27 protein-coding genes are annotated in these 23,367 nt (G+C 53.5%); 13 read left to right on the forward strand and 14 right to left on the reverse strand.

Going from position 1 to position 23,367, the window contains the following annotated elements; all coding sequences use genetic code 11:
- From AB4Y96_RS04840 to AB4Y96_RS04860, 5 genes are all read right to left on the reverse strand, one after another.
- Positions 1 to 3,067: autotransporter outer membrane beta-barrel domain-containing protein (locus AB4Y96_RS04840; protein WP_441916049.1), on the reverse strand; the 3,067-nt coding region annotated here is incomplete at its 3' end.
- Positions 3,068 to 3,461: 394 nt separating this feature from the next.
- Positions 3,462 to 4,406 (reverse strand): CDF family Co(II)/Ni(II) efflux transporter DmeF, encoded by a 945-nt coding sequence (gene dmeF / locus AB4Y96_RS04845; RefSeq protein ID WP_441916051.1) that lies wholly within the window; start codon positions 4,404 to 4,406, stop codon positions 3,462 to 3,464.
- Positions 4,403 to 4,681, reverse strand: a complete 279-nt coding sequence (locus tag AB4Y96_RS04850) for a metal/formaldehyde-sensitive transcriptional repressor (RefSeq protein WP_441916052.1) — start codon at positions 4,679 to 4,681, stop codon at positions 4,403 to 4,405. The genes dmeF and AB4Y96_RS04850 overlap by 4 nt, the downstream gene beginning before the upstream one ends.
- Before the next feature lie 151 nt (positions 4,682 to 4,832).
- Positions 4,833 to 5,399 carry a L,D-transpeptidase gene (locus tag AB4Y96_RS04855; RefSeq protein ID WP_441916253.1) on the reverse strand — a complete coding sequence of 189 codons (567 nt, stop codon included), beginning with the start codon at positions 5,397 to 5,399 and terminating at the stop codon, positions 4,833 to 4,835.
- A gap of 63 nt (positions 5,400 to 5,462) precedes the next feature.
- Complete coding sequence (locus tag AB4Y96_RS04860; RefSeq protein WP_441916054.1) at positions 5,463 to 6,500, reverse strand: EscU/YscU/HrcU family type III secretion system export apparatus switch protein; 1,038 nt, start codon at positions 6,498 to 6,500, stop codon at positions 5,463 to 5,465.
- 133 nt (positions 6,501 to 6,633) lie between these two features.
- Between AB4Y96_RS04860 and AB4Y96_RS04865 the strand changes: the two genes are divergently transcribed.
- On the forward strand, positions 6,634 to 7,428 hold the full coding sequence (locus AB4Y96_RS04865; protein WP_441916055.1) for a tetratricopeptide repeat protein: 795 nt from the start codon (positions 6,634 to 6,636) through the stop codon (positions 7,426 to 7,428).
- 41 nt (positions 7,429 to 7,469) lie between these two features.
- Here AB4Y96_RS04865 and AB4Y96_RS04870 read toward each other — a convergent pair whose 3' ends face one another.
- The 7 genes from AB4Y96_RS04870 to AB4Y96_RS04900 all read right to left on the reverse strand — a co-directional run bounded on the left by AB4Y96_RS04870 (position 7,470) and on the right by AB4Y96_RS04900 (position 13,361).
- A complete protein-coding gene (locus AB4Y96_RS04870; protein ID WP_441916057.1) occupies positions 7,470 to 7,913 on the reverse strand; it encodes a hypothetical protein in 444 nt (147 codons plus the stop codon).
- Between the two features lie 10 nt (positions 7,914 to 7,923).
- Positions 7,924 to 9,261 (reverse strand): type II and III secretion system protein family protein, encoded by a 1,338-nt coding sequence (locus AB4Y96_RS04875; protein ID WP_441916059.1) that lies wholly within the window; start codon positions 9,259 to 9,261, stop codon positions 7,924 to 7,926.
- A gap of 52 nt (positions 9,262 to 9,313) precedes the next feature.
- On the reverse strand, positions 9,314 to 11,425 hold the full coding sequence (sctV, locus tag AB4Y96_RS04880; RefSeq protein ID WP_441916061.1) for a type III secretion system export apparatus subunit SctV: 2,112 nt from the start codon (positions 11,423 to 11,425) through the stop codon (positions 9,314 to 9,316).
- A 2-nt stretch (positions 11,426 to 11,427) separates the two neighbouring features.
- On the reverse strand, positions 11,428 to 11,787 hold the full coding sequence (locus tag AB4Y96_RS04885; RefSeq protein WP_091882391.1) for a tetratricopeptide repeat protein: 360 nt from the start codon (positions 11,785 to 11,787) through the stop codon (positions 11,428 to 11,430).
- A complete protein-coding gene (locus AB4Y96_RS04890; protein WP_441916063.1) occupies positions 11,768 to 12,163 on the reverse strand; it encodes a hypothetical protein in 396 nt (131 codons plus the stop codon). The genes AB4Y96_RS04885 and AB4Y96_RS04890 overlap by 20 nt, the downstream gene beginning before the upstream one ends.
- A gap of 19 nt (positions 12,164 to 12,182) precedes the next feature.
- Positions 12,183 to 13,088, reverse strand: coding sequence for a SctD/MshK family protein (locus AB4Y96_RS04895; protein ID WP_441916065.1), 906 nt, complete (start codon positions 13,086 to 13,088; stop codon positions 12,183 to 12,185).
- Between the two features lie 102 nt (positions 13,089 to 13,190).
- Positions 13,191 to 13,361 carry a hypothetical protein gene (locus AB4Y96_RS04900; RefSeq protein ID WP_162700357.1) on the reverse strand — a complete coding sequence of 57 codons (171 nt, stop codon included), beginning with the start codon at positions 13,359 to 13,361 and terminating at the stop codon, positions 13,191 to 13,193.
- A gap of 358 nt (positions 13,362 to 13,719) precedes the next feature.
- On the opposite strand from AB4Y96_RS04900, the gene AB4Y96_RS04905 reads away from it, so the two are divergent.
- From AB4Y96_RS04905 to sctT, 12 genes are read left to right on the forward strand one after another with little or no spacing between them, the layout of a single operon-like run.
- Positions 13,720 to 14,391: a type III secretion protein gene (locus AB4Y96_RS04905; RefSeq protein WP_441916067.1), complete on the forward strand. Its 672-nt coding sequence runs from the start codon at positions 13,720 to 13,722 to the stop codon at positions 14,389 to 14,391.
- Positions 14,392 to 14,403: 12 nt separating this feature from the next.
- Positions 14,404 to 14,589 carry a hypothetical protein gene (locus AB4Y96_RS04910; protein WP_091882401.1) on the forward strand — a complete coding sequence of 62 codons (186 nt, stop codon included), beginning with the start codon at positions 14,404 to 14,406 and terminating at the stop codon, positions 14,587 to 14,589.
- Positions 14,590 to 14,624: 35 nt separating this feature from the next.
- Positions 14,625 to 15,035 carry a hypothetical protein gene (locus AB4Y96_RS04915; protein WP_441916069.1) on the forward strand — a complete coding sequence of 137 codons (411 nt, stop codon included), beginning with the start codon at positions 14,625 to 14,627 and terminating at the stop codon, positions 15,033 to 15,035.
- Between the two features lie 19 nt (positions 15,036 to 15,054).
- The gene (gene sctJ, locus AB4Y96_RS04920) at positions 15,055 to 15,849 is read left to right on the forward strand and encodes a type III secretion system inner membrane ring lipoprotein SctJ (protein ID WP_441916070.1); all 795 of its coding nucleotides are present in this window, start codon (positions 15,055 to 15,057) and stop codon (positions 15,847 to 15,849) included.
- Positions 15,846 to 16,496, forward strand: coding sequence for a hypothetical protein (locus tag AB4Y96_RS04925; RefSeq protein WP_441916072.1), 651 nt, complete (start codon positions 15,846 to 15,848; stop codon positions 16,494 to 16,496). Before sctJ ends, AB4Y96_RS04925 begins: the two co-directional genes overlap by 4 nt.
- On the forward strand, positions 16,496 to 17,104 hold the full coding sequence (gene sctL, locus AB4Y96_RS04930) for a type III secretion system stator protein SctL (protein WP_441916074.1): 609 nt from the start codon (positions 16,496 to 16,498) through the stop codon (positions 17,102 to 17,104). The genes AB4Y96_RS04925 and sctL overlap by 1 nt, the downstream gene beginning before the upstream one ends.
- A gap of 29 nt (positions 17,105 to 17,133) precedes the next feature.
- Positions 17,134 to 18,447 (forward strand): FliI/YscN family ATPase, encoded by a 1,314-nt coding sequence (locus AB4Y96_RS04935; protein WP_441916076.1) that lies wholly within the window; start codon positions 17,134 to 17,136, stop codon positions 18,445 to 18,447.
- Positions 18,448 to 18,488: 41 nt separating this feature from the next.
- Positions 18,489 to 18,932, forward strand: a complete 444-nt coding sequence (locus AB4Y96_RS04940; RefSeq protein ID WP_441916077.1) for a hypothetical protein — start codon at positions 18,489 to 18,491, stop codon at positions 18,930 to 18,932.
- A gap of 2 nt (positions 18,933 to 18,934) precedes the next feature.
- A complete protein-coding gene (locus AB4Y96_RS04945; RefSeq protein WP_441916079.1) occupies positions 18,935 to 19,984 on the forward strand; it encodes a FliM/FliN family flagellar motor switch protein in 1,050 nt (349 codons plus the stop codon).
- Entirely contained in the window at positions 19,977 to 20,630 is a 654-nt protein-coding gene (gene sctR, locus AB4Y96_RS04950) for a type III secretion system export apparatus subunit SctR (RefSeq protein ID WP_091882420.1), read from the forward strand. The genes AB4Y96_RS04945 and sctR overlap by 8 nt, the downstream gene beginning before the upstream one ends.
- Before the next feature lie 4 nt (positions 20,631 to 20,634).
- Positions 20,635 to 20,901 carry a type III secretion system export apparatus subunit SctS gene (gene sctS / locus AB4Y96_RS04955; RefSeq protein ID WP_091882423.1) on the forward strand — a complete coding sequence of 89 codons (267 nt, stop codon included), beginning with the start codon at positions 20,635 to 20,637 and terminating at the stop codon, positions 20,899 to 20,901.
- Between the two features lie 8 nt (positions 20,902 to 20,909).
- A complete protein-coding gene (gene sctT / locus AB4Y96_RS04960; RefSeq protein ID WP_091882426.1) occupies positions 20,910 to 21,731 on the forward strand; it encodes a type III secretion system export apparatus subunit SctT in 822 nt (273 codons plus the stop codon).
- A gap of 11 nt (positions 21,732 to 21,742) precedes the next feature.
- Here the strand turns inward: sctT and AB4Y96_RS04965 are convergent, their stop codons facing one another.
- Together AB4Y96_RS04965 and AB4Y96_RS04970 are read right to left on the reverse strand one after the other, a co-directional pair.
- A complete protein-coding gene (locus AB4Y96_RS04965; protein WP_091882428.1) occupies positions 21,743 to 22,240 on the reverse strand; it encodes a PaaI family thioesterase in 498 nt (165 codons plus the stop codon).
- 517 nt (positions 22,241 to 22,757) lie between these two features.
- The gene (locus AB4Y96_RS04970; RefSeq protein WP_441916081.1) at positions 22,758 to 23,228 is read right to left on the reverse strand and encodes a hypothetical protein; all 471 of its coding nucleotides are present in this window, start codon (positions 23,226 to 23,228) and stop codon (positions 22,758 to 22,760) included.
- Between the last annotated feature and the right edge of the window lie 139 nt (positions 23,229 to 23,367).

Here is a 23,367-nt window from a genome sequence, read left to right on the forward strand (position 1 = left end):
GGGACAGGGACAGACCACCCCAATGACCACCGCCATAGACACCGACATGATAATTGTCGCTGTTGCCGGAAGAGCCCTTGCCATCGACATCAAAGGTCGAGCGGCTATAGCCTGCCATTACGCCCAGACGCCRGCTTTCGGCAATCGCCGTATCAAAGCCGGTGACAAAGCCGCCTGATGACTGGTCGAGCTTGGAGGCATTGCCATTGGACTTTGTCTCGCTCCACACACCGAAGGCCTGACCCCAGGCGGCCATGACAGGTGCATCGGACGGAACCAGCGCCTTGGCATCCGGGCCATAACCCATGACAGGCACATCAACGGCCGCCACATCGCCGAAGGCTGCCCTGATCCGGTCATTGGCCGCATTGCGCAACAGGCGGCTGTCATTGACCAGTGCTGTCTTGGTCGAGGCATGTGCCTCACCGGACAGGCGGTCAAAGGCAACACGGGCTTCATCGGCGCTCGCCTGTAGAACAACAGCATCATAAACAGCGTTGCCACCACCCAATGTTTCAACCGCTGCTGCCGTCATCCGCTGATTGCCTGTCACGCCAACGGAGGGAAACAAGACTTTATTGCGGGCAATATCAAGATAAACAGTACGCGGATCATAGGCGAGACCAAGGTCAACAAACGGCATATTCTGGCTGAGGTTTCCAAAAGTGCCGGTGATGCCGCCATCTGCACTCAAAATGGTATAACGACGTCCCGGCATGTAGTTGCCCAAGACTTTGACCACATCCACATTGGCACCCGCGATAACAGCCGATCCGCTTGCCGCAATCCTGTCGCTTGATCCAGCAGGATCAATCTCGACACGATAGGTTGAGCCAGCGCCGAGGCTGACATTGCCAGCCACAGATAGCGTGCCAATCGAATTTCCGGGAGCAATCGTACCGCCGCTTGCTACGGTCAAACCGCCGATTGTCCCACTACCACCAAGGGTCGAACCTGCTCCGACTGTCACATCGCCCATAAGCTTGGCGCCCGGATGATCAGCGTCACCAATGACCAATCCGCCACCGTTAATCAAGGTTGAGCCGCTATAGCTGCTCTGTCCGTTGAGGATCAGCCAGCCAGTACCCGATTTGGTCAGATTGCCGGTGCCGTCAATATTGCCATTATAGCGGGTGTTGATCGCCTGATTCACACCGAGTGACGCGCTGCCAAGCTTGATGCTTCCGCCCTGACCCGATAGCGACGACATCGACAGGTTATAATTGTTGAGGTCAAGACTGCCGCCATTGACCTGATAGCTGGTACCATCGACAAAACCTCCGGCAATGCCTGATTTCAGCGTGCCTTTCTCGACAAAGGTTCCGCCCATGTAGCTGTTGGCACTGGCAAAGACGAGGGTACCAGCACCGAGCTTTGTCAGGCTGCCGGCACCCGTCACGCCCTGATCCACAGATACAGTATTGCCGGCATCGGATATATCAATCCAGCCCGGTTGTTCCAAAGACACAGCGCGGTCGAGATTGTGCATGGATTGACCAACGACTCGAAGGCCACCATAGGCGAGCCTGAGTTTGGCTTGACGTCCCCCCAAAGCCGCATCTTCATCAACAATAACAGTGCCACCATCGGTAACGAGCGTTTCGCCAATGAATGAATGATCGTCGATGCAATAGTCCTTGATCGCCTGCTGGAAACGGGCGTCTGTGCTTTTGCAATTCAGCAGGGTCTTCTTTTCGGCAAGTGTCAGACCAGTGAGGATAGGATTGCCATCAGCGTCGGCAATCTGGCCGAGATAGGCATCGTTGCGGTTATTGTTGCGGGTTAGATAAAATTCCTTGTTTCGCCCGGCGAAATTATAAGCACCAGAGCCCCAGACGAGCCGGGTTTTTTCTCCAGCACCCTCGGTATAATTTTCAAGCTGCGGCCCAATCCAGCGCAAATCCTGTGCCACAGGTTCATGATCGGACAAAGAGCCTCCCGAGGGCAAGCGGGCGCTACCGGAAAGATTGCCTGTAGATTTACCCGTATCGCCAATCTCGGTCCATTTCGCGAACGGCCGCGACATCATGATATGATCAATGGTGACGCGATCCCAGCTGGCCCATGTATTGGTTGCATCTTCGCCATCGCTGGTCCAGGTGGCACGTTCATCACCCACCCGGCTTGGCTGAAACTGCTCCCTGTTTCGCTCCAGCTGGAAAAGCTGATACTGCTTTTTCAGAATATTCATCGTCACCGGCAGATTGTCGGCAACGGGATAGGTTTCATCCTGTAGGCCGGTATCCTTTCCAGCCTTCATGGCTGTCTCAAGAGCCGTTCCCCACTGCGTCCACGATAATGAATCAATGTTTTGGCCGGGAAATGCATCCTGAATTGTCTGCCGATATTTTGCCGTATCGGCTAGCGCCAGATATTCGTTAGCGAGCTTTTTATAAAAGCTGTTTCCGCCAGCCGCTTTGATGACCAGCAGCTGCTGCTCTTTCCTGTTCAGCCCGCGCTCGGATATATCGCCCGCATTGAAATCACCGAGGATGACTGTTGGAACGGGGCTGGCCGCAGCGGCAATGTTGAGTTCCTTTGATTGTCTTATCCGGTTTGTCGACTCGTCGTAATAGTTCAGATGGACGCTGTTGACGATCGCGGTGGGAAAGCCGTTACCCGGATTAATCCTGACTGAGTCTCCGGGTAAATTTTGAAAGGCAACGGATGAAAAGAGGCTGCCGCTGCCCTTCGCGCCTTCATCCGGGTTTTTCTGAGCGGCCACAAAACTGTTTTGCTTTCGTGGTCCGCTGTTCATCACATCAAGCGTGTTCTGCGCGAACCAATCAGCGACACTTGTACCTTTGAAAGTAGCGCTTCCGTTATTGTTCAATTCCGGGAGCACCAGTACATCCGGTGCCACGCTGCGAAGCAGTTGCTTCATTGCGTCGGTGTAGACAAGATTACCGGCCAGTTTTTGCGCCGGGTCCCAGATTTTCGAGTTGGCCCCAAGATTCCAGATATTAAAGGCCATGAATTTTACAGAGTAATTTTTTGTGTTTGCATCCTGTGCCAATGCCGGGGATGAAACCCCGCAGGCAAAGACTGCAATGGCGCTGCTAGCCATTCCAATCCTCAATGCTGTCAGTGTGCTATTCCGCTTCTGCTGCTTGTGCATGATGTAGCCCCCGCCTTACGATCAATGTCAAATTGACGAATTCAAAATGTTATTTTTCAAACATTAGACGATGCATATGTCAGTTTAACAACATTTCTTGCGGAGAGTCTTGCTTTCCCGTCATTTGATCAACACAAACAGCGTCGAACAAACCAACCCTCTGGAATGACAGGGAATATCCGGAAGACAATTTTGGCAGCTTGGCGCAAGCGGATTGCACTATAACGGCTGCACGCTATGAAACACGCTTTGGGCTCGTGACCTGACCATGTTTGACGTCGTTATTATGTGGCTTGTCTGGATAAGTATCGGTTGATCCGAAATCACTTCAACCGGCGCTGATTCAGGCCGCTTTCTGCTCAACTTCGACCGTCACATGCGACAGGTCATGGATATGCGACAGTTTTGCACGATAGGAAGAAGGCGCCTCCGGATGATCGCTTATGATTGATACTATCGCACCGTGATGACCCGGTCCCAGCTGCCACACGTGAAGGTCCGTAATGACATCGCCTTCCAGTTCAATGGCAGTGCGAATTTCTTCCGGCAAATCCTCGTTTGACGGAACATAATCAAGCAGAACACCACCAGCGTTGCGGATAAGGCCCCACGACCAGTTGGCGATGACCAGCGCACCAACAATGCCAATTGCCGGATCAAGCCAGAGCCATCCATAAAGACTTCCAGCCGTGAGCGCTCCGATTGCAAGTACTGAAGTCAGCGCGTCAGCCAGCACATGCATATATGCCGCCTGCAGATTGTTATCATGCGCATGAGTGTGGTGGTGATTATGGTCGTGGTCATGGTGCCCGTGATGCGCATGATCATCCCGCAAAAGCCAGGCACAGATCAGATTAACGGCAAGACCAACGACGGCGATGGATATCGCCTGCGGAAAATTGATCGGGATCGGATTGGCCAGGCGCAGAAAACTCTCCCAGCCGATCAGTATGGCGATAAGGGCAAGAACCACGGCGCTGGCAAACGCAGCCAAATCACCGAATTTCCCGGTTCCAAAGGTAAAACGCGGATTACGGGCATGTTTCCTTGCGTAGAGATAGGCGAGAGCCGCGATGAGCATAGCTGCCGCGTGAGTGGACATATGCCAGCCATCAGCGACCAATGCCATCGAGCCATAGACCGTGCCCGCAATAATTTCTGCAACCATCATCACAGTCGTCAGGATGATGACGAGCCATGTCCGGCGTTCGTTACGGGCATGATTGTCACCAAGGAACACATGATCGTGCGAACCTGGCTCTGAATGCGTAGATTGGTTCTGCGTCATTTGAGATATTTCCTTACAACATCAATGAGCTCTGCCGCCCCTTGCGCCCTCTCGGCATCCTCGTCTTTGTCCGGATCGACCACATGCATCCGAATGTGATCTTCAATGAGTTCGCCCATCAGGCCATTCACTGCACCCCGCACGGAAGCGACCAGGTTCAGGATTTCGCCGCACGGCACCTCCGCTTCAAGGCCACGCTCAACAGCCTCCATCTGCCCTTTCAGGCGACGGATACGAGCGATCAGTTTCGTCTTTTCTGCGGTTGTATGACTCATAATATACCCCCCTACCCTATATTCTGCTTTCATGCAAGATGAACGCGCCAGCCAGCCGTTGAGCAGAGAGGTATCAAATCAACCGTGCCGGGTTCATTCCGCGCCGGTAAAACTGTTTAGATGTACGACGGGTATGGGCTCTGTCTCAGCCTCACATCACAACAACTTTCGCGCCAATTTTGACCCGCCCATACAAATCATTGACGTGGCTGTTCAGCATCCGGAAACATCCTGATGACGATGTTGTTCCAATGGTTTCCGGCTCGTTCGTACCGTGAATTCGATAAAGAGTTTGACCGAGATAAATCGCCCGTGATCCAAGCGGATTGTCAGGTCCTCCCGACATTGAAACGGGCAAATCCGGGCGTCTTTTCAGCATATCGGCTGGTGGAGTCCAACTTGGCCATTCTGCCTTGCGGCTCACCTGTTCAACACCGTGCCATGCGAAACCCTCGCGGCCAACACCTATCGGATAGAGCAGCGCCCTGTCTCCAAGCACAAACAGAAGTGACATCTTCCGTGTGTCGATAATGATCGTTCCAGCAGCTTCATTGCCGTTGTATGTGACGTATCTCGGATCTGCTATCCGGGTCGGACGATGCGTCCGCTGCGGGGAGTTCGATCCGGATTCGCCAAACAGAAAATCTCGGTATTCGGGTGAAATAGCATCCACCGGTTGGTTCTGTGCATACGCAGACTGCACCACAAACAGAAGCATGGGGGCGGCAAGAACTGCAAAATATCTGAATGATAACAAGAGATGTCTCCGGCTGTCGTTAATTCAAATCACCTTGGCTGCCACCAGATAATTGGCAACGGCACTAAATCTGCGTTCAGGAACAGGGGTTCCGATGCTGACAGCCTCAAGATCCTGTGCGAGTTCTTCATCCTCATACATCGGAATGGCCAGCGCCTGAGCCCGGGCAAGCATGACGAGATAATTGTCTGCTGTAGAACGGCAGGTCAGTACTGGCACAGGCGTCTCTCCCGCCACATAGCGCACACCTATGATGAGGCGATCGCGGCTTATGATAAGAAGTGAACTGTGTTTGAGACCAACTCTCACCGCACTTGTGGCGCGCCGCTCTGCCAGCCGCTCACGTTGCACTGCCGGATCGCCTTCAATATCCTTGCGCTCGCGCTTAAGCTCACTTTGCGTCATCTGCATTTCACGCATGAACAACCAGCGTTGCAGCACGACATCAATGGCACCAACGATCAAAAAGGCAATGATCGTCGTTATCGCCAGTGGGCGAACCATCGCCCAAAAGGTTTCCTGCGTGCATGCGCCGCCACAGGAAGGCGATTGAAACAGAGCTTCCAGCCCCGACCGGAACACAATGATAAAAGCCACGCCGAGGCATGATATCTTCACGATGCCCTTCAGAAATTCCACGACGCTTTTCAGGGAGAATATCCGCTTGAACCCCGTCGTAGGACTGATCCGGCTGAAATCCGGCTTCAACGGGTCTGTCGAGAACACAAAGCCTCCGGTAATGGCCGCATTTGTGACTATGATGATGGCAATTGTGATGATGAGGATAGGCAGTACAGATGTAAGGAAGCCGCCAATGGCTATCCGGGTCATGCGGTACAACACATCTGCAAACGGCTGTTCATAAAATCGCGCAGCTTCCTCAAACATTGATTCAGCGCGAAACTGCAGCGATGCCAATATGCTGGAAAGAAACACGATTCCTCCCAGCAATGTCGCTCCCGATACCATGTCTGTGCTGTGCGCCACCTGTCCCTTCTCGCGCGCATCATCAATTTTCTTGTCTGACGCCGGTAGGTTTTTTTCTTCACTGGTGTCTGTCACTGCTCATATCCGCATTTCAGTCCGTCATTTGTGCCACAAACAGCAACACTCACAAAACGAATTATGAAACTTGTGAAACTGATATCATATGCGCTATTGAGTTAGCTGTGAATATTCGCGGGGGGAGAGTCGCATGGCACTACGTTGGGCGAATGCTTTGGCATATGGCGGGGTGATGTTCGCGCTGTCCGGTTGTAATACCACACCCGAAAAGCCAACTCCGCAAATGACCGATCAAGCCCGGCTGATGAAACTTGCTGCCGATGTCGAGAAGCGTGGCGACAAGGGAACAGCGCTTGCGCTTTACGAGCGCGCAGCAACATCCTCGACAGATCCGGCCATCCAACTGCGCTTGGCAAAGGCGCGTGAGGCTGCGGATGATCTCGAAGGCGCCGAAACGGTTTATCGCAGCATCCTGACCGCAAACCCCAATAACAGTGAAGCATTGACGGGGTTAGGCTCAATACAGTTGCAAAGCGGCGATGCGCAGGGTGCCATTCGCTCGCTCACCGCCGCAGCGGCGCAGAAGCCAACGGGCAGAATCTATAACAAACTGGGCACAGCCTATATCCTGCTCGGGCAAACAGAAAATGCGGAAAGCGCTTTCAACAAGGCGCTCGCAATCGAACCCGGCAAGCTCGACACCCGTACAAATCTCGCATTGGCACAGGCAATTGGCGGGAAATTCCCCGTTGCCACCTCGACAATGCAGGACGTGGTCAATTCGCCATTGGTGGAAAGACGCCAGCTTATCAATTACGCGGTTATCTTGCGTATGTCAGGCCGTACCGACGAAGCCCGCGCGGTCAATGTCCCTGAGATGACAGCAGCAGGCAAGGAAACCATTCTTCGCCAGGCTGCCAATGCTGTGACAATCAAAGATCCTGCGTCCCGCGCCAAAGCGATCGGTGTGATCGCTTCCGGCTGATACGCACAGCAAGTTCTGCATAAAGCAGAACCTGCTTGAAATCAGTTTCCTCCGAGATTGGTGGTGGACTCCGCTGGCTTGCTTCCAACGCGCTCGTCACCCTCGATTATGCGCTTGGCTGCACGCGCAACAGGCGCTGCCATGGCTGGACCCATGTCTCGACCGCGTACCAGGTCGCCCTCTTTTTCCGCCATCAGTTGCAGATTGAGATTGTTGGCGCAACCTGAAGGCAGATACAGCGCATCCGGCGTGTTGTCAGGGGTGGTGCATGCGTCCGGAACAAGCATTCGGCCCTCAGCGGCATAACCTCTGTCACCCGGCCTGTCATACCCCTTGCGCACGATCTTGCCTTTGCTGCCTGCCGCAACAGGGCCGGTGGAAACATAGTGATAATTGGGGGAATAGGGTTCAGGCTGGGTCTGGCAGCCGCCCACACCCAAGAGGGCACACAACCCGGCAAAATGAAGGATCTGGTGTGGGCTCATTCTCATATTCTTAATCTCCCACATAGAACCCGTATCCTTTTTTCGCTACCTGCCGTTTCTTGGCAACCGGCGCAGATAGTGCACCACTTGGACTGTCCAGCGGCGTTTTCAGCGACCTGTCGGATCGTGGCTGAACCAGATAGGGCGTTATGAGAATGACAAGCTCGGTCTCATTGCGTTGAAACTTTTTCGATTTGAACAGGCTTCCAAGGATCGGAACGTCCCCAAGAATAGGAGTTTTCTCCAGCTCTCGCGTCTCTTCCCGTTGGAACAGACCCGCTATGGCAAATGTCTGACCACTGCCAATTTCAACAGTTGTATCGGCCCTGCGAACCTTGAACCCCGGCACACTGATACCACCGATGGAGACACCCGTGGCAGCCGAGATCGTGCTGACCTCGGGTTTTACCTGCAGCGAAATGCGGTTGTTGGGAAGAAGCGCCGGTGTGAATTGCAGCGAGACACCAAATTGCTTGTACTCAATACCGATTTGCCGGTCGCCAGCTGGGACCGGAATCGGAACTTCGCCACCGGCAAGGAAACTGGCGGTTTGGCCGGTTACGGCTGTGATATTCGGCTCCGCAAGAACCGTCAAAATGCCATTGTTCTGCAGAGCGTCCAGCAGAACATCGACATTCACATTCCCCGTCCCAAGATGCGCATTGATGCCACCGGGAACCGTCGCAAGAGGGCTACCCTTTACGATGCCAAATGAAAATGAACCGCTATCAATCAAGGCGCTCCAGTTCAATCCATAGCGTTCGAGCGAATTACGCGAAACTTCGGCAAATCGCACACGAATATTGACCTGATTGGCACCCTGTATCGTGGTATTGTTGACGGGAGGGTTGCCGGGTTTTGCATAGGACTGGATGACCGATTCCGTATCGACAGCTTCGCCGACAGACCGGGCTTTACCCGTCGCAACCGTCTTTTCACCAAAGAGCTTTACATCGATGACCGTGTTGGGCTGCAACGTCTTCATCGACTGTTTTGCAGGGTCGGTATTGCCGGAAATAATAAGCTTCATCGTCCCACGCAAAGTCTGATCCGCATTGAGCGCGATGAGGTTTGTGGTACCAACAGCCGAACCGAATACATAGATCGCTCCGGGGGAGACGACGCGAACATCGGCTATCTGGGTGTCGGCAACGAAGACTGACTCAACAGGCTGGTCAAAGCGGATAATGACGCCCTGCCCCTTTATCAGTTTCAACGGCTGACCGGTCATCGCATCCACGCTGATTGTTTGCGAGAACGCAGTTCCGTCCATGAAGATCATCGATATTGCGCCCAGAAGCAGAGCACACAGCATCATGCCGCGCCGCAAGCCAAAGGACCGTTTCATATTGAGTATCAGGTATTTCACTATTCTGGGTCCCCCGACCTTGCATGCCGGACTATCCGGCTGTTTCCGTCTGGTCATTGCGTTCAGCCTTCAGCGATGAAGGTTTTTCCGGTGCAGGCAGTGCAATAGTTGCCAGTGATTGCACGTTGAATTCAGAGGCGATTTCTTGATAGGAAAGCACCGGAATATCGACATTCTGGCCAGCAAGAACGCTGTAAATCTGCCTGCGGATATCAATCGATGTCAGCACCGAGCGCTTCAACATCGGGTCGCCGGAATTCAGGAGCGCGCTTACCTGGTCAATGAGCGGCTTCAACACGTCGTCCTGTATATAATTGCCTTGCCTCAAAGCGGTCCGGATCGCTTCTTCAATCTGCCGTGTCAGAATGAACACCGGAATGATCCGGTTCTTCTCCGCACGGCGATGGCTGATCTGCCGTGCCAGACCGCCCCGAACGAGTTCGGCCATCTGATGGGCATTTTCGACTTGCGGTGCATTTTCCACGATCGTTTCAAGGATAGCCCGCATGTTGGTGATGGGCACATCTTCCTCAACGAGACGGCGCAAAACCTCGGAAATCTTCTGCACAGAAGAGACTTCAACCGCTTCCTTCACCAGTTCCCCGTATTGGCTTTCGCAAGCGGCAAGCAGGGCTTTTGTTTCCTGAATGCCGGCAAAATGCGAAGCGTAACGCCGCAAGGCGTGGAACATGATTTCAAGAAGAACAGCATCAGGAGCGTGGAACGTTATGCCTGCATCAATGAGCTGCTGCTCGTGCTGTTTGTGAACCCAATAGGTCGATCTGCGGCCTATGAGCGATCCCGCATCCTCATAGTCTATGCTCATCAAATCCAGATCTGTCGCCGAATCCAGAACAAGCAGATGCTCGGGTTCAATCGCACCCTCGACAATCGGCACACCCTCAAGATCAATGCGGAAATCGTTCTTGTCGCCGTCTTCGGTTGGCCAGAGCTGGGCCTGCGGAATATTGATGCCAAGATCAATGAAGATACGGCGTTTGATTGTATCGGCGCCCGTGGCGAACTTTTCAGCCGAAATCGCTTTACCAAGGTTCTCACCAAGCCAGACTGCAAGTCGCGACATGGTTTCACGCGATGGTTCCGGTGCCGCAAGTTCAACTTCCTTGCTTTCATTTTCCAGCGCAAAGACTGCATTCTCAGCCTTGATCTGACGCTTGCGCATGAATGCAAGGCCACCAGCCACGGCTGCAAGTGACAGGAATACAGTCACGGGCATGCCTGGGACAAAGGCGAGCAGGAAAAGGATGACAGCAGCCAGAGAGATCGCGCGCGGATCGGCACCAAGCTGGCCAATGATTTCGGTTCCCAGATCCTGATTACCGTGTGAGGCAACGCGTGTTACGACTGCACCCGAAGCAACAGAGACAAGCAGCGCCGGTATCTGGGCAATCAGACCGTCACCGACTGTTAACAGCGAATAGGTATGAGCCGCCTCGCCAAAGGACAATCCGCGCTGCCAGATACCAATGCTGAGGCCACCGATCAAATTGATGCCGATAATGATAATACCGGCAATGGCGTCGCCCTTGATGAATTTCATAGCGCCGTCCATGGCGCCATAAAATTGGTTTTCCCGTTCGAGATTCTGCCGTTTAACCTTGGCTTCAGCGGCGTCTATGTCGCCATTGCGCACTTCGTTGTCGATGCTGATCTGTTTGCCCGGCAGTGCGTCAAGTGTGAAGCGCGCTGCCACCTCAGCCACACGTTCCGCACCTTTAGTGATGACCACAAACTGGGCGACGGTAATCACGAGGAAGACAACGAGGCCAACGACGATCTCGCCGCCCACGACAAAATTCCCGAATGTATTGACCACATCGCCCGCGTCCGCCTGGAGCAGGATAAGACGCGTTGTCGTGATGGTAAGAGACAGGCGAAACAATGTTCCCAGCAAGACCACAGAGGGCAGCGCCGAGAACTCCACAGGCTTGGAGATATAGAAGGATACAATCAGGACCATCAGGCTGAAAGCGAGGTTGATACCGATCAACACATCTACCATCACCGTGGGCAAAGGCAGGATCATCATGGCGATTGCCAGCAGCACCATGACCGCGACGATCAGATCAGTACGTTTCGCCGCCATTCGGGCCAGTTGGTTAAGCTGCAAAAGTATCTTCATCGTCACGATCCCGCCGGAGCAGTTGTCGGGGATGCGGATCTTTTGGTCATGAAGTCAGAGAACGTCTCACGGGCTTCCTGATACTGTCCTGCCGTCCACAAGGCACGGCTCTCCAGCGCCGCCAATTCCAGCTCAAACTCCTCACCCAATCCCGCAATGCGATCTATGGTCGTGAGGGCGCGGGCGGCCGCGCCCTGTTCGATGAACACCACGGCGAGCGTCTTGAGAATGGCCACATCATCTGGCGCAACACGCGCTGCAAGCAGCAGGAATACCAGACCACGATCCAGATTTCCTGCCCGCCAATAGAGCCGACCTAATGTATGAAGATATTCGGCGCTTTCACGCTCGCTGAAGTTCAACGGACTTTACCTCTGCAATTCGACCGTTCACATCCCGGCATTTGTCGATTTCTTCCTGCATCAATTCCGCGGCGATGGCGGCAATTTCCGGCCCAAGTTCAAGAACGGGCAAGACATGTTCCAGAATGTGCAGAAGCATTTCTTCGCTATGGAAGCCCTTCAGCTTGCCGATTGCAGATGTGTCAACCCGCGAAAATTTGTCCGTACGCTTGCGGTTTGCATTCTTCCCGCGTTCGTTGAAAAGCTTGGTGCTGCGCAGCGCTGCCTCAAAAGACTGAACATCCGTTGCTGCATTCGCGCCAGCACGATCCCCAACAGCCGGCAACAGCCGCTCCGCCCGCTCCCGCCCTTCTGTACGACGCAGATCAAGCGCCATTGGCCTCTCTCCCCGCCCGTTAGAATGTCAATGTGAATTCTTCGACATTGCGCTTGACGACAAGCCTGTCAGCCCCGATCTCCTTGATGATCCAGCCATCCTCCAGCGCGGCGCCTGTGTAGAGACGCGAACCGTCAGCTGCAATTGCGTAGGGTTTTTCTCCGAACCAGATCGCCTGCAATTTGAACTTTGGTTGAATCTTCTTTGCCACTTCATGCACGCTGCTCGACACGACGTTGTGGCTGCCATACTGGCTATCAAATCTGTACTGGACATCAGCCCATTTTTTCATCTGCGCTGGATCGACTGCGCCATCCACATGGACACGCGAGCCATCCCACTGAACATCCAGGGCACCAAGGCCATTATCCGCCAGCATCTGGTTGAGCACCTGCTGGGGATCAGCCGCAGCCGAAACATCGGGAACAACCTGCGACGCAGCCGCAATTGTCGAATCGGTACGACGACCATCGAGATTGCTGGCAACACCGGCTTGAACAAGTGCGATCGACAAGCCCAATAGCGCGACGCAACCACCGAACAACCCGACTTTGCGCAAAGGCTGAAGATAGGGTTGCAGACTGTGCCGCGCATTGGCTGGACCATCTAGAACCATGGAGACACCGCCAGCCGAGATTTTCACGGGCAGCTTGGTGCGCATTCCCTTACCGATATCAAGTTTAGTGCGGTCATTAATGATCACTTCGCCGCCATGGGCGCCAATAACCACCATTGCTCCAGCGCGGCGAATTGAAAAGTGCCGACCCTCGATCGAGCTGTCGCTCAGAAACAGGTCACAGTCCGTTGACGAGCCGATCTCGCAATCGTCGCCCGAAATAGGAACGGTTACACCGCGATGGACACCATCAAGAACATTCAACGTCAATTCACTTGTGGCGCCAGAAATTTGCTTCATCAACATCATGTGAAACCTGCATTTGTTGTGGTCGCCAGCATTCGCGCCCCATGGCGCGCGCAAAGAAAAAAGAGAGCGGACGGCTTGGGGCCACCCGCTCTCCGGTAGAAATTAGCCAATTTTTGCTTTGGCAATATCCAGCACGCTCTGACCATCCATTGTTGCAAGCTTTGTCTGCGTTGCTTCTTTCTGGATGCGATCAAATGCTTCCTTCAGGGAAGCAAGATTGCTGTCGAAGTTGGTGGATGATGAGGAAGCGTTTACGGAACCTGACTGAGCCATGATGAATCCCTTTTGCGTTTCAATTAACCATCAGCTCGACACTGCGAGCCTTGTTAAAGCACAAATCAGTGCTAACTCACAACTAACAGCATACTCATATGTTGGCAATATTACAGAAAGGAGATCGCACTTACCAATCACTCTTTTGTCTTACAAATATTACAACCCCACCTTGGAAAATTGGAATAATTTATAATTAACATATTGTTTTATAATGTTTTTCCCATAAACGACTGATAATATTGCGACACGCATATGAGGTTTTATCCGCTCACAGCCACATCACAATAACATTGACAGTGAATACTCACAATTGTAATCCTTCAACGGTGAGTTTGCTGAACCGGGATGTGAAAGCGTGGGAGAAAATATCGCCTATTTGGGTTATTCCGCTTTCCTGACGGCACTCGCCGCAGTGGTGGTAATAGCAGGCGTGTCAGCCGCAGCTGCGCTGCCGGAATGGACGAACAGACCTTATAATTATGTGTTGATCAATCAGGACTTGCCAGGAGCCATGAAGGAATTCGGTCGGAACCTTGGATTTCCCGTGGTGCTTGATGGTCAGGTACGTGGCCAAATCCGCGGACAGATCAAAGCGCAAACGGCTGGGCAATTTCTCGATGAACTCGCAGAAGGCAATGGCCTGAACTGGTATTTCGACGGCGCGATTCTTCACGTCAGCCCCAGTGACGAATTCAAGACGCAGGTTATCGAGCTGGGGCGACTCACTGGCGATGTCGTGCTGGGTGAAATGAAACGTATGAAGCTGTACGACGAGCGTTTCTCTATCAACTACAGCAAGAATGCCGCGGCGCTGCGCGTCTCCGGGCCGCCGTCCTATATCGAAGTAACAAGGGAGGTTATCTCAACCATCCAGCCTCCCCCTGCAGCTGACGACGATCCCAGAGTACGCGTGTTTCGTGGTCGCGGTTCAACCGTTGATGAAACCGTTGAATTGCAGTCCGCCCGCAAACGCGTGGATAGCCAGGGATCAAAACCCGCCAACGCGTCGCCCAAAACGACAAACTGAGGAGATTCAAGCATGACTGTAGAACGGACAACAGCGGTCACCCCGCAGCAGGCAACATCACCGGCGGATGATGCGGCACAGAAGCGATTCGAAGAAGAGTTGCAGAACTCAATGCTTTCCGGCGCCACGTCGATGTTCACCCAGTTCATCATGGATATTGCGGGTGATCAAATGAGCGAAGCCAATTCGTCCGAGTAAGTATCAGCCGTAACCCATCAACGAGGTAGTCTCCAATGGTCACTCAAATTGCTCCGGTCAGCGGCGTTTCGCAGCACCAGCTTGTCGAGCCGATCTCGGCCAATCAGCAGAATATCTACGAGCATGTCGCAACGACTATTCAATCAATGCCCCATGGTGCCAGCCCTGTCGATGTTGGCCGCAGTCTCGGCACTGCATTCAAGACAGTTGCAGACCGGCTTGAAAGTGGACGACTTGAAGTTCAACGCTTCTTCGCATCAGGTGACGGAAATGCAGCAACCGCTGGTCAGCCGAAAGATCCGTCTTCGCTGAGCAAGGACAAGATGGGAAACCTCATACAGGGGCTGACCATGTCGTTTGATCTGATGCAGCGCCAACATATGATCGCAAATGTGCCTGTTCAGTTGACCACAAGTGTTCGTGAAACGACACGCGGCGGTGGTTGAGGTCAATAGCAAACCCATGATGCATAAGTTCCAACGCATGGTTCTGGCGCTCGTCGCCGTATGTTTCCTGCAGGCCTGTAAATCGGATCTCTATACCAATCTTGATCAGCGTGAGGCCAACCAGATTGTGGCTACGCTGTTGACGCATGGGATTTCCGCAACCCGCAAGCCGCAGAAGGATGGGAAACTGACCGTCGTCGTCGATGAGGACCAGTTTGCCGAAGCGGTGACGCTGCTCGCCGAAAATGGTCTGCCAAAGGCCGAGTTCGCCACCATAGGCAGCGTGTTTAAAAAGGAAGGTCTTGTCGCCTCGCCGGTTCAGGAACGGGCGCAGATGATCTATGCCCTGAGTGAAGAGCTATCCCGCACGGTTTCGGAAATTGACGGGGTCCTTTCCGCTCGTGTTCATGTCGTTTTGGCTGACAATGACCCGCTCAATCGTTTTGCGGCACCAGCATCGGCATCTGTTTTCATCCGGCATGAGCCGTCGCTCAATATCAATGCATTGATCCCCCAGATCAAAACCCTTGTTGCAAACGGCATTGCCGGCCTCAGTTACGAAAAAGTCTCGGTCATCCCGGTCGCGGCGCCGCAGAAGACACGCGAAGTTCCGCCTGCACTCGAGGTTCGGGAATATATGGGTCTGTGGTTGACGAAAGACAGCGAAAGCCGTGTGTTCTGGATTGCTGCAGCCGTTGGGGCGCTTGTTCTGGCTCTGCTGGGCGCGATCGGATTTCTTCTCTGGCAGCGCCGGGTACCGGTAACCTACGCCCTTGAACCTGCCGATATTGTCAGAAATGGAAAGACACAATGACAGTGTCTAAGCCCGGCAGTCAGGAAACCGCGCCCGTTTGGGACACCTATTTCAACCATACAGTCAGATTTATTCATCCCAGCCGCTTGCTGGAATGTTTTGACGGTATCCTCTTGCCTGAAGGCATTGAGTTTCTGCGCAACGCGCAACGTATCGGTCACAATACGCAGCGCCTGATCCGCGAGCATTTTGGACTGCCTGCCTTACCTGTTGAACTCACCATGGAAGGACCGGACCTGCAGCTATTGCTGATGCCCATCGAGGACGTCAAAGGCTATGAGCTGCGCTTCGGCGCGATGTTTCTGGCAAACTCACTCGCCCAGATCATTCAGTCGGCAGCGGTTCACAGATTACGGGAGACTTTGGGACAAGAGGTTTACAGCCTTGCACTCGCAAACCGGCATCTGGCAATTTCGGGGGACGTCATAACCGATCCAGACGCCTTGCTCGCTGCCATGCGGCGAGATGGCCAAGCCTGTCTCTCTACCTGGCGTGAAAGCATGCCCACCTACATCAATGAATGGTTCCGCCTGAAATATCCCTCCGATGAAGAGATACAACCGGCACATCGTGGCGATGCCGGGAAGCGTGCGCTCGCTATAGTGCGGCATCCATCGAACTCGGTCACCGATAAGGCGGCCGCGTGATGGATTCACCCAGAACCCCAGTGGCTCGGATTGTATCAGCGCGCGACACGGCACTGTGGACTGACGCACAGGAAATGCTTGAAGCAGCGCGAAAGGAAGCGGCTGCAATCCGCAGCGCGGCACAGGCTGCCTTCGATGAAAGCAAGGCAGAAGGTTACCGGCAGGGCCTGCATCAGGGTGAACTGGATGCAGCAATCCTCGTTGCCGAGACTACAACCAAAGTCGACCGTGATCTTGAAGCATTGCAGGAACAGGTTATCGATCTCAGCCTGTCCGTAGTTGAGCAGTTGATTGGCGAGATCGACAATCCGGCTGTTATTGCCAAGCTTGCAAGCAATGCCATTGAGCTTCTGCGCTACGAACGCTCCCTGACCATCTATGTCGCGCCTGAACTTGAGAAGGACGTGGGAAGAATTCTGCATGAGATATCGACCGGTCTTGAAAAAGGCTTGCCTGTCAGAATCACCGGCGATCCCCGGCTGGACAATAAAAGCTGCCTGATTGTCTCTCCAAGTGCCGTGGTCAATGCCGGTCTCGATGCGCAATTGTCCATCATTCGTCAGGCTTTGATCGCAGCACGCGACGAAGCCGAATTCGGAGCAGTCTGACATCCATGCAAAGTGATCTCAGCCGACTCATGAACCGCTTTCAGAAGGCAGCGATCGGTGCGCATCCGCTGCAGGTTCACGGACGCGTGCGCCGGATAACGGGTGTCATCATCCATGCGTCATTGCCAATGGTACGGATTGGCGAATTATGCGAGATACGTGATCCCGTATCCGGTCGAACCATTCCCGCCGAGGTCATCGGTTTCGATAATGATGAGGCCGTTCTCAGTCCCATTGGCGATATGGCGGGCATGTCCACGCGTGCCGAGGTCATCCCTACCGGTAGCATCATGCAGGTGCCTGTCGGACCCGGCCTGTTGGGCTGTGTGGTCAATGCGCTTGGCGAGATCGTCAGCGACAACAGCCACGACCCCGAAGCAGATGCAGACATTCTAGCGCTCTATCCAACCCTCGCTGAGCCGGTGAATGCCCTGCATCGGGATCTGGTTCGCGATCCGCTGCAACTCGGAATACGGGCGATAGACGGACTTTTGACGGTCGCACGCGGTCAACGCATCGGTATTTTTGGTGCGCCGGGTGCCGGGAAATCGTCCCTGATATCAAGCATCGTCAGGGGGACAAAGGCTGATGTCGTGGTCATTGCACTGATTGGCGAACGTGGCAGAGAAGTGCGCGAATTTATTGATGTTCAGTTGGGTGTCGAGGGCAGAAAACGTGCGGTCACCGTCGTTGCCACATCCGACCGGCCCGCCATCGAGCGCGTCAAGGCTGCGCATTGCGCTACCGCCATCGCTGAATATTTTCGCGATGAAGGCAAAGACGTGCTGCTGCTCATGGACAGCGTTACACGTTTTGCACGGGCACAGCGCGAAATCGGGCTTGCCGCGGGCGAACCGGGCACGAGACGCGCCTATCCTCCATCACTGTTCGCCGCCCTTCCCCGCCTGCTGGAACGTTCAGGGCCTGGCGTTGGCGGATCGATCACCGGACTTTATACGGTGCTGACCGAAGGCGATGAGACACTCGACCCGGTTGCGGAAGAGGTGAAAGCCATTCTCGATGGCCACATATCATTGAGCAGCCAACTGGCTGAGAAAAACCATTTTCCCGCAATCGATATTTTGCGCAGCCGCAGCCGATTGATGGACGCTGTTGCTGGTGAAACGCACAAGGCCAGCGCTACAGCAATTCGTGAAATGATGGCTCGTTACGAAGAAGTTGAACTGCTGCTTCGCGTCAATGAATATAAGGCAGGATCAGACCCGGTCACGGATAAGGCCGTTGAAAAACATCAGGCCATTACCAATTTCCTGCGGCAGGAAAGCCACGAGCATTCGACGTTCAATGACACCTTGGACAGGATGTGGGAGCTTGCAAATTGAAAAACCGGCAAAGATTTGAAAAACTTGTCCGGTTGCGAAAAATGCGCCTGCAGATCGCCATCAATGCTCTGTCCGTCCAACAGAGACATGTCAACGACGCTGAATCGCAGAAGCTCAAGGCTCATAACAATATGCTCGAACTCACAGCAGAGTTGAATGCGCGCGATGATGAAAACAGGCGCAATATGACAGGTAATACGGTCAGTCAGGCGACGCTTGAACGATATCACCAGGACATTCAGGACATAGACCGCCAACTTGCCGCGAGCGCCAATGCCCATTCGCGGGCAAGCGCCTATCTCGATCAAATGCGGGTCGACCTTGAAAAAAGGTCAGCGGACTATCTTGCCCGGCAGAAATCGCTCGAACAATTGGAGGCGGCATTTCAGCAGGAGATGAGCGCGGAGGCCCTTTTACGGGCAGAAATGGAAGATGAGGATCGCGACGATTTCCACAGCTCTCCTCTTAACGCAGGGCGGGCCTGATCATGCCGCGCAGCAAAAGAAACACAGCACAACAGCCAGATCTGACGGTTGAGCACCAGCCGTTTCCGGCTGTTTCGCCCGCAGCGTTGCTCGCACACAACGCACTTTATCGGCGCCGTCAGCCGCTAATGACTGAAGTGCGTGGCAGACCACTATCCGTCGGGCTATCGGGCCGGCCTTGGGTAACGAGTGATACGGCGCGCAGCTTTGTTGTTTCCGCAGGAATCTGGAATTTTCAACTGGATTTGCCCGGAAGCCTTGTCGAACAGTTGATGGGTGGACTGTGCAAACCGGGCTCGTTCCATGGACTGTCGAGCCTTCAGCAGTCGATTCTGATCGAAGCAGTTCTTGAAGACCTGCTTTCTCCGTTTGAAGCCGCCGTGTTGAAGCCAATACAGTTCGTTGCGGATGCAAATCTGCATGCGGCGGACATCAAGCTTGATCTTAATGTCGCATTTTCTTCATTCGAAGGAATTGTACGGCTTGGAGTGAATTCAGAGGCAAGCAAACTCATCAGCAGGGCCTGGGATGGATTCTCCTCGCGCGCACCACTCGATTTGAACGACCTGCCGGTTCCCATCCAGTTGTTGGCAGGCGCCCAGACCTTGAGTGTGGCAGAAATCTCCGCCCTGCGGCCGGGTGATACAATCATGAGCGAGGGCGGCACACCGGGGGAGCTATACGCACTTTGTGCAGGCCAGCTTCAGGCCCGCTGCATCCAATCGGAACAAGGGGTCATGCTGACCAGCGGCTGGAGCACGGCCACAATCTCGCGGCCAGATGACAATGAAATTTTCGTTGAAAGGGGAACGGCAATGGACGAAGGGACAATCGAAAATCTTTCTGTTCGCGTCATATTCGAACTCGCGCGCACTGATATGTCGCTGCGCGAAGTGAAGGAGCTTGCCGAAGGCAGCATTGTGCCCGTAGCAGCGATCAGCGAGGGAGCGGTCTCAATCCTCGCCAATGGCAGCAAGATCGGCCGGGGCGACATTGTACGGCTGGGTGAAGGCCTCGGCGTTCGCATCTTGCAGCTCGGCGCAAATGACTGACCTTCAGGGCAATATCCTACCAATTCTGCTGCTCGTTACGTCGATTGGATTCATTCCTCTCGCCATTGTGACAATGACCGGTTTTCTTAAAATCTCTATTGTCCTTTTTCTCGTGCGCAACGCGCTGGGCATCCAGCAATCGCCACCCAATCTGGTGCTGTATGGCATTGCACTTATCCTGACCGTCTATGTCACGGCGCCGCTGGTGGGAAATATTTACCGGGCAGCGGAAACGCAATCGATTGATCTCAGCAATGTTGAGGGCATAACCCGCGCCGCCAATGTTGTGCGCGGCCCCCTGCAGGAACATCTGGCGCGTTATTCCACAGACAGCGAGCGACAGTTCTTCCTGCAATCCACCGAAGGCATCTGGTCGGAGGAAGCACGGGCGAACGTAAAGCCTGACGATCTGGTCGTTCTTGTACCCTCATTTGTAAGCTCGGAATTGTCCCGCGCGTTCCAGATCGGGTTCCTGCTTTACATCCCCTTTCTGGTCATCGACCTCATCGTGTCAAATGTTCTCATGGCAATGGGTATGATGATGGTGTCCCCCACCCTGATCTCCATCCCGCTCAAGATATTCCTTTTCGTTTCCGTCGATGGCTGGTCGCGGCTCATGCACGGACTCATTCTCAGTTACAGGTGAAAATATGCAGACTGCCTTTCTCGCACAGATGCAAACTGCGCTGCTCACCGTTCTCATGGTTTCAGCGCCGGCATTGATCGTGGCTATCGTCATTGGCATCAGCGTCGGCTTGCTTCAGGCATTGACGCAAATTCAGGATCAGACGCTGCCGCAAACGGTTAAACTCGTGGCGGTCATGCTGGTTCTGATCTTGGCTGGTCCAGCGCTCGGGGTGCAGGTCACGTCCCTGGCCAGCCGCGTGCTTGATGAGTTCCCCGCCATGACGCGTTGAGTGCGCTGATGGAACAGCAGATGATCACGCTGCCATTGTTCGAAGCTGGCTACGCCATACTTCTGGCGACGTCGATTGCGATGGCGCGCGGTTTTGGCCTTATGACTATCTCACCCATATTTGTACGGCTAGGCATCACAGGGCCAATACGATCCGGTGTTGCGCTGGCCATTTGCGTGCCGGTTATTCCTGAAGTGATGCGGACTCTCGCCAGCCGGCCTCCAATGACCATCCCGTGGTTGGGCGCGATGATGCTCAAGGAATTCGTCATCGGTTTTGCCATCGGCTTCCTGTTCAGCATTCCGTTCTGGGCGGCAGAAATTGCCGGTGATCTCATCGATTTGCAACGCGGGTCCACCGCCGCTCAGCTTCTCGACCCGCAAGCGGTAACAGAAACCAGTATCACTGGAACATTCTTTGCTCTTGCTGTGATTGTTCTGTTCTTTTCGTCGGGTGGTTTTCTGGTCCTGCTCGACAGTTTCTATAACAGTTATCGGATATGGCCCGTGACCGACTTCGTGCCTGTTCTCACAGGGGCGACCTTGCCGCTTTTTATCGGAACCGTGAATGGCATGATGCAGATGGCGCTCGTTCAGATTGGGCCCATCGTCCTCGCCCTACTGATCGCGGATCTGATGTTGGCCTTTCTCTCGCGCATGGCGCCGCAGCTTCATGTTTTCGATCTGTCAATGGCAGTCAAGAACCTGATATTTGCGCTGCTGATCGCACTATACGCCGTTTTTCTTATCCCGCAGATGCAAACCGAGCTTGGCCGGTTACGTCAAAACGTCGACACTTTTTTTGAGATCAAGCCTGAGAACACGCGATAGATGCAGAAGCTCTACCGGGCGTTTTGTTGATCAGCCGAGTTCTTGACGACGAAGGGCCTGAAAAACGAGACCGGCGGTGCAGGTACCACGGCGCGTTTTTCGAAGATACGGCAAACGGTTGTGGCTTTGGCAATCGGACGGCCGTCATCACTTGTTATGGTTACATCCACAACAGCCTGAGTGCCCGTGCGATGCACTATGGTCGCGTTAGCATCAAGATAGCGGCTATCACCCAGCGATAGAAACGTGATGTTCAGCTGTGTTGTCGCGCAACCGGCGATAGAAAGATTCCCTGCCCCCAATACCGCCGCCGCCGATCCGGCAACTTCGATCAAGGCAGCAATTGCACCGCTATGAACATTGTTTGGTATTTGGGTTACATCTCCCTGAACCGGGAGTCTCATCTTTACCGTATCACCATGAGCAGAAAGGAACATGATTCCAAGACTGCGTGCAAAAGGTGTCCTCAATAGAATTTCGTCTATCCATTCTCGGGCAAGTGACCGCATTTGGCTGGGATCCTGTTTCAGGGTGACTGCAACGAGGAATGCCACCTAATTCGTAGGGTGGCACCCTTTTGGGAGGGGCAACATGACATCGCAGTTACCGTTTGGCGATTACCTGCGAGGTTATGTGTGAGATACATTTTTCAAGAGAACAAAAATTCCAGACAAACTCTCCAAAACGATTTGGCCATTAGACGATAGTGTTGCTCCACGTCTAGGTCAAAACAATTTCTCTTAACATTTGTGAGACATCTTTGAACGTATTCAACCATAAAACTGTCATGAAATGATACACGTTCAATTTTTTTGAATATGAAAGATTGCTGTTGCAGCCGTGCAAATGCTGCATGCGCTCTCGAATCACAATTATTATGGAATACACATATACGCCTTCAGCATGTGCATAGGCGTTAAAAGATATAGATATGACACTGGAATAACAGAACAACCGGGTTCAGTGTGCGTTTGAACCCGGTCGAAACTTGGATGCTTTACTAAGCAAACGTCTGCTCAAATTATATCAGGCAGCCTTGATCTGGCTCGAACTCCAGAAATAGGAATACTTCTTGTCGACCTTGCTGCGTTCGATTTCATTACGGCCAAACATCGTCGACAGTGCTGCACCAACCTGATTGATGCTGTGTGGATAGCCATGATCGTTCAATGCTTTAACGATTTCGCCGATGCCATGCGGCTTATCAAAGAAACCGTCTTCACGAATCTTTTTAACACGTTCGCGGCAAGAGCCGCCTGAGGCCATGGTCGATCTTACGCGCTTTCGGGCTCCGGCTGTGCCGACAGATTTTGCAGAGGCAACCGCCCGCAGATTTTCCTGCAAGCCAGCCTCGCCGTCAGCATGACCGTCTTCGCCGAATTTTGATCGCTCCAAAATAGGCATAAGCTTGTCGAGATAGGTTCTGACGAATTCATCTTCCCCTTCAAGCTCGATTGTGAGTGATTGTGTGTTAATTAGTACTTTCGCGTTCGACATTTCGATATACCAGCTACCCCAAGTGTTTGAGATTAACATAAAACATATTAGTTAATAAGCCAATGCTTCCGGTGCATGGGACCGTTCACAAAAAGTCATATCTCTCAAACGATGGGGAAAATAAGGCGTTTCATCGGTT

The organism is Phyllobacterium sp. TAF24, assembly GCF_052113785.1.
Classification (GTDB): domain Bacteria; phylum Pseudomonadota; class Alphaproteobacteria; order Rhizobiales; family Rhizobiaceae; genus Phyllobacterium.

Excerpts from the sequence above, each read along its gene's own strand:
- sctV (WP_441916061.1), bottom strand. The coding sequence starts at position 11,425 with ATGAAGATACTTTTGCAGCTTAACCAACTGGCCCGAATGGCGGCGAAA.
- AB4Y96_RS04925 (WP_441916072.1), top strand. The coding sequence starts at position 15,846 with ATGACAGTGTCTAAGCCCGGCAGTCAGGAAACCGCGCCCGTTTGGGAC.
- AB4Y96_RS04890 (WP_441916063.1), bottom strand. The coding sequence starts at position 12,163 with ATGGCGCTTGATCTGCGTCGTACAGAAGGGCGGGAGCGGGCGGAGCGG.
- AB4Y96_RS04875 (WP_441916059.1), bottom strand. The coding sequence starts at position 9,261 with ATGAAACGGTCCTTTGGCTTGCGGCGCGGCATGATGCTGTGTGCTCTG.
- AB4Y96_RS04970 (WP_441916081.1), bottom strand. The coding sequence starts at position 23,228 with ATGTCGAACGCGAAAGTACTAATTAACACACAATCACTCACAATCGAG.
- sctL (WP_441916074.1), top strand. The coding sequence starts at position 16,496 with ATGGATTCACCCAGAACCCCAGTGGCTCGGATTGTATCAGCGCGCGAC.
- sctR (WP_091882420.1), top strand. The coding sequence starts at position 19,977 with ATGACTGACCTTCAGGGCAATATCCTACCAATTCTGCTGCTCGTTACG.
- AB4Y96_RS04945 (WP_441916079.1), top strand. The coding sequence starts at position 18,935 with ATGCCGCGCAGCAAAAGAAACACAGCACAACAGCCAGATCTGACGGTT.
- AB4Y96_RS04900 (WP_162700357.1), bottom strand. The coding sequence starts at position 13,361 with ATGGCTCAGTCAGGTTCCGTAAACGCTTCCTCATCATCCACCAACTTC.
- sctJ (WP_441916070.1), top strand. The coding sequence starts at position 15,055 with ATGCATAAGTTCCAACGCATGGTTCTGGCGCTCGTCGCCGTATGTTTC.
- AB4Y96_RS04935 (WP_441916076.1), top strand. The coding sequence starts at position 17,134 with ATGAACCGCTTTCAGAAGGCAGCGATCGGTGCGCATCCGCTGCAGGTT.
- AB4Y96_RS04910 (WP_091882401.1), top strand. The coding sequence starts at position 14,404 with ATGACTGTAGAACGGACAACAGCGGTCACCCCGCAGCAGGCAACATCA.
- AB4Y96_RS04940 (WP_441916077.1), top strand. The coding sequence starts at position 18,489 with ATGCGCCTGCAGATCGCCATCAATGCTCTGTCCGTCCAACAGAGACAT.
- AB4Y96_RS04870 (WP_441916057.1), bottom strand. The coding sequence starts at position 7,913 with ATGAGCCCACACCAGATCCTTCATTTTGCCGGGTTGTGTGCCCTCTTG.
- dmeF (WP_441916051.1), bottom strand. The coding sequence starts at position 4,406 with ATGACGCAGAACCAATCTACGCATTCAGAGCCAGGTTCGCACGATCAT.
- AB4Y96_RS04855 (WP_441916253.1), bottom strand. The coding sequence starts at position 5,399 with ATGCTTCTGTTTGTGGTGCAGTCTGCGTATGCACAGAACCAACCGGTG.
- AB4Y96_RS04915 (WP_441916069.1), top strand. The coding sequence starts at position 14,625 with ATGGTCACTCAAATTGCTCCGGTCAGCGGCGTTTCGCAGCACCAGCTT.
- sctT (WP_091882426.1), top strand. The coding sequence starts at position 20,910 with ATGGAACAGCAGATGATCACGCTGCCATTGTTCGAAGCTGGCTACGCC.
- AB4Y96_RS04865 (WP_441916055.1), top strand. The coding sequence starts at position 6,634 with ATGGCACTACGTTGGGCGAATGCTTTGGCATATGGCGGGGTGATGTTC.
- AB4Y96_RS04965 (WP_091882428.1), bottom strand. The coding sequence starts at position 22,240 with ATGCGGTCACTTGCCCGAGAATGGATAGACGAAATTCTATTGAGGACA.
- sctS (WP_091882423.1), top strand. The coding sequence starts at position 20,635 with ATGCAGACTGCCTTTCTCGCACAGATGCAAACTGCGCTGCTCACCGTT.
- AB4Y96_RS04850 (WP_441916052.1), bottom strand. The coding sequence starts at position 4,681 with ATGAGTCATACAACCGCAGAAAAGACGAAACTGATCGCTCGTATCCGT.
- AB4Y96_RS04895 (WP_441916065.1), bottom strand. The coding sequence starts at position 13,088 with ATGATGTTGATGAAGCAAATTTCTGGCGCCACAAGTGAATTGACGTTG.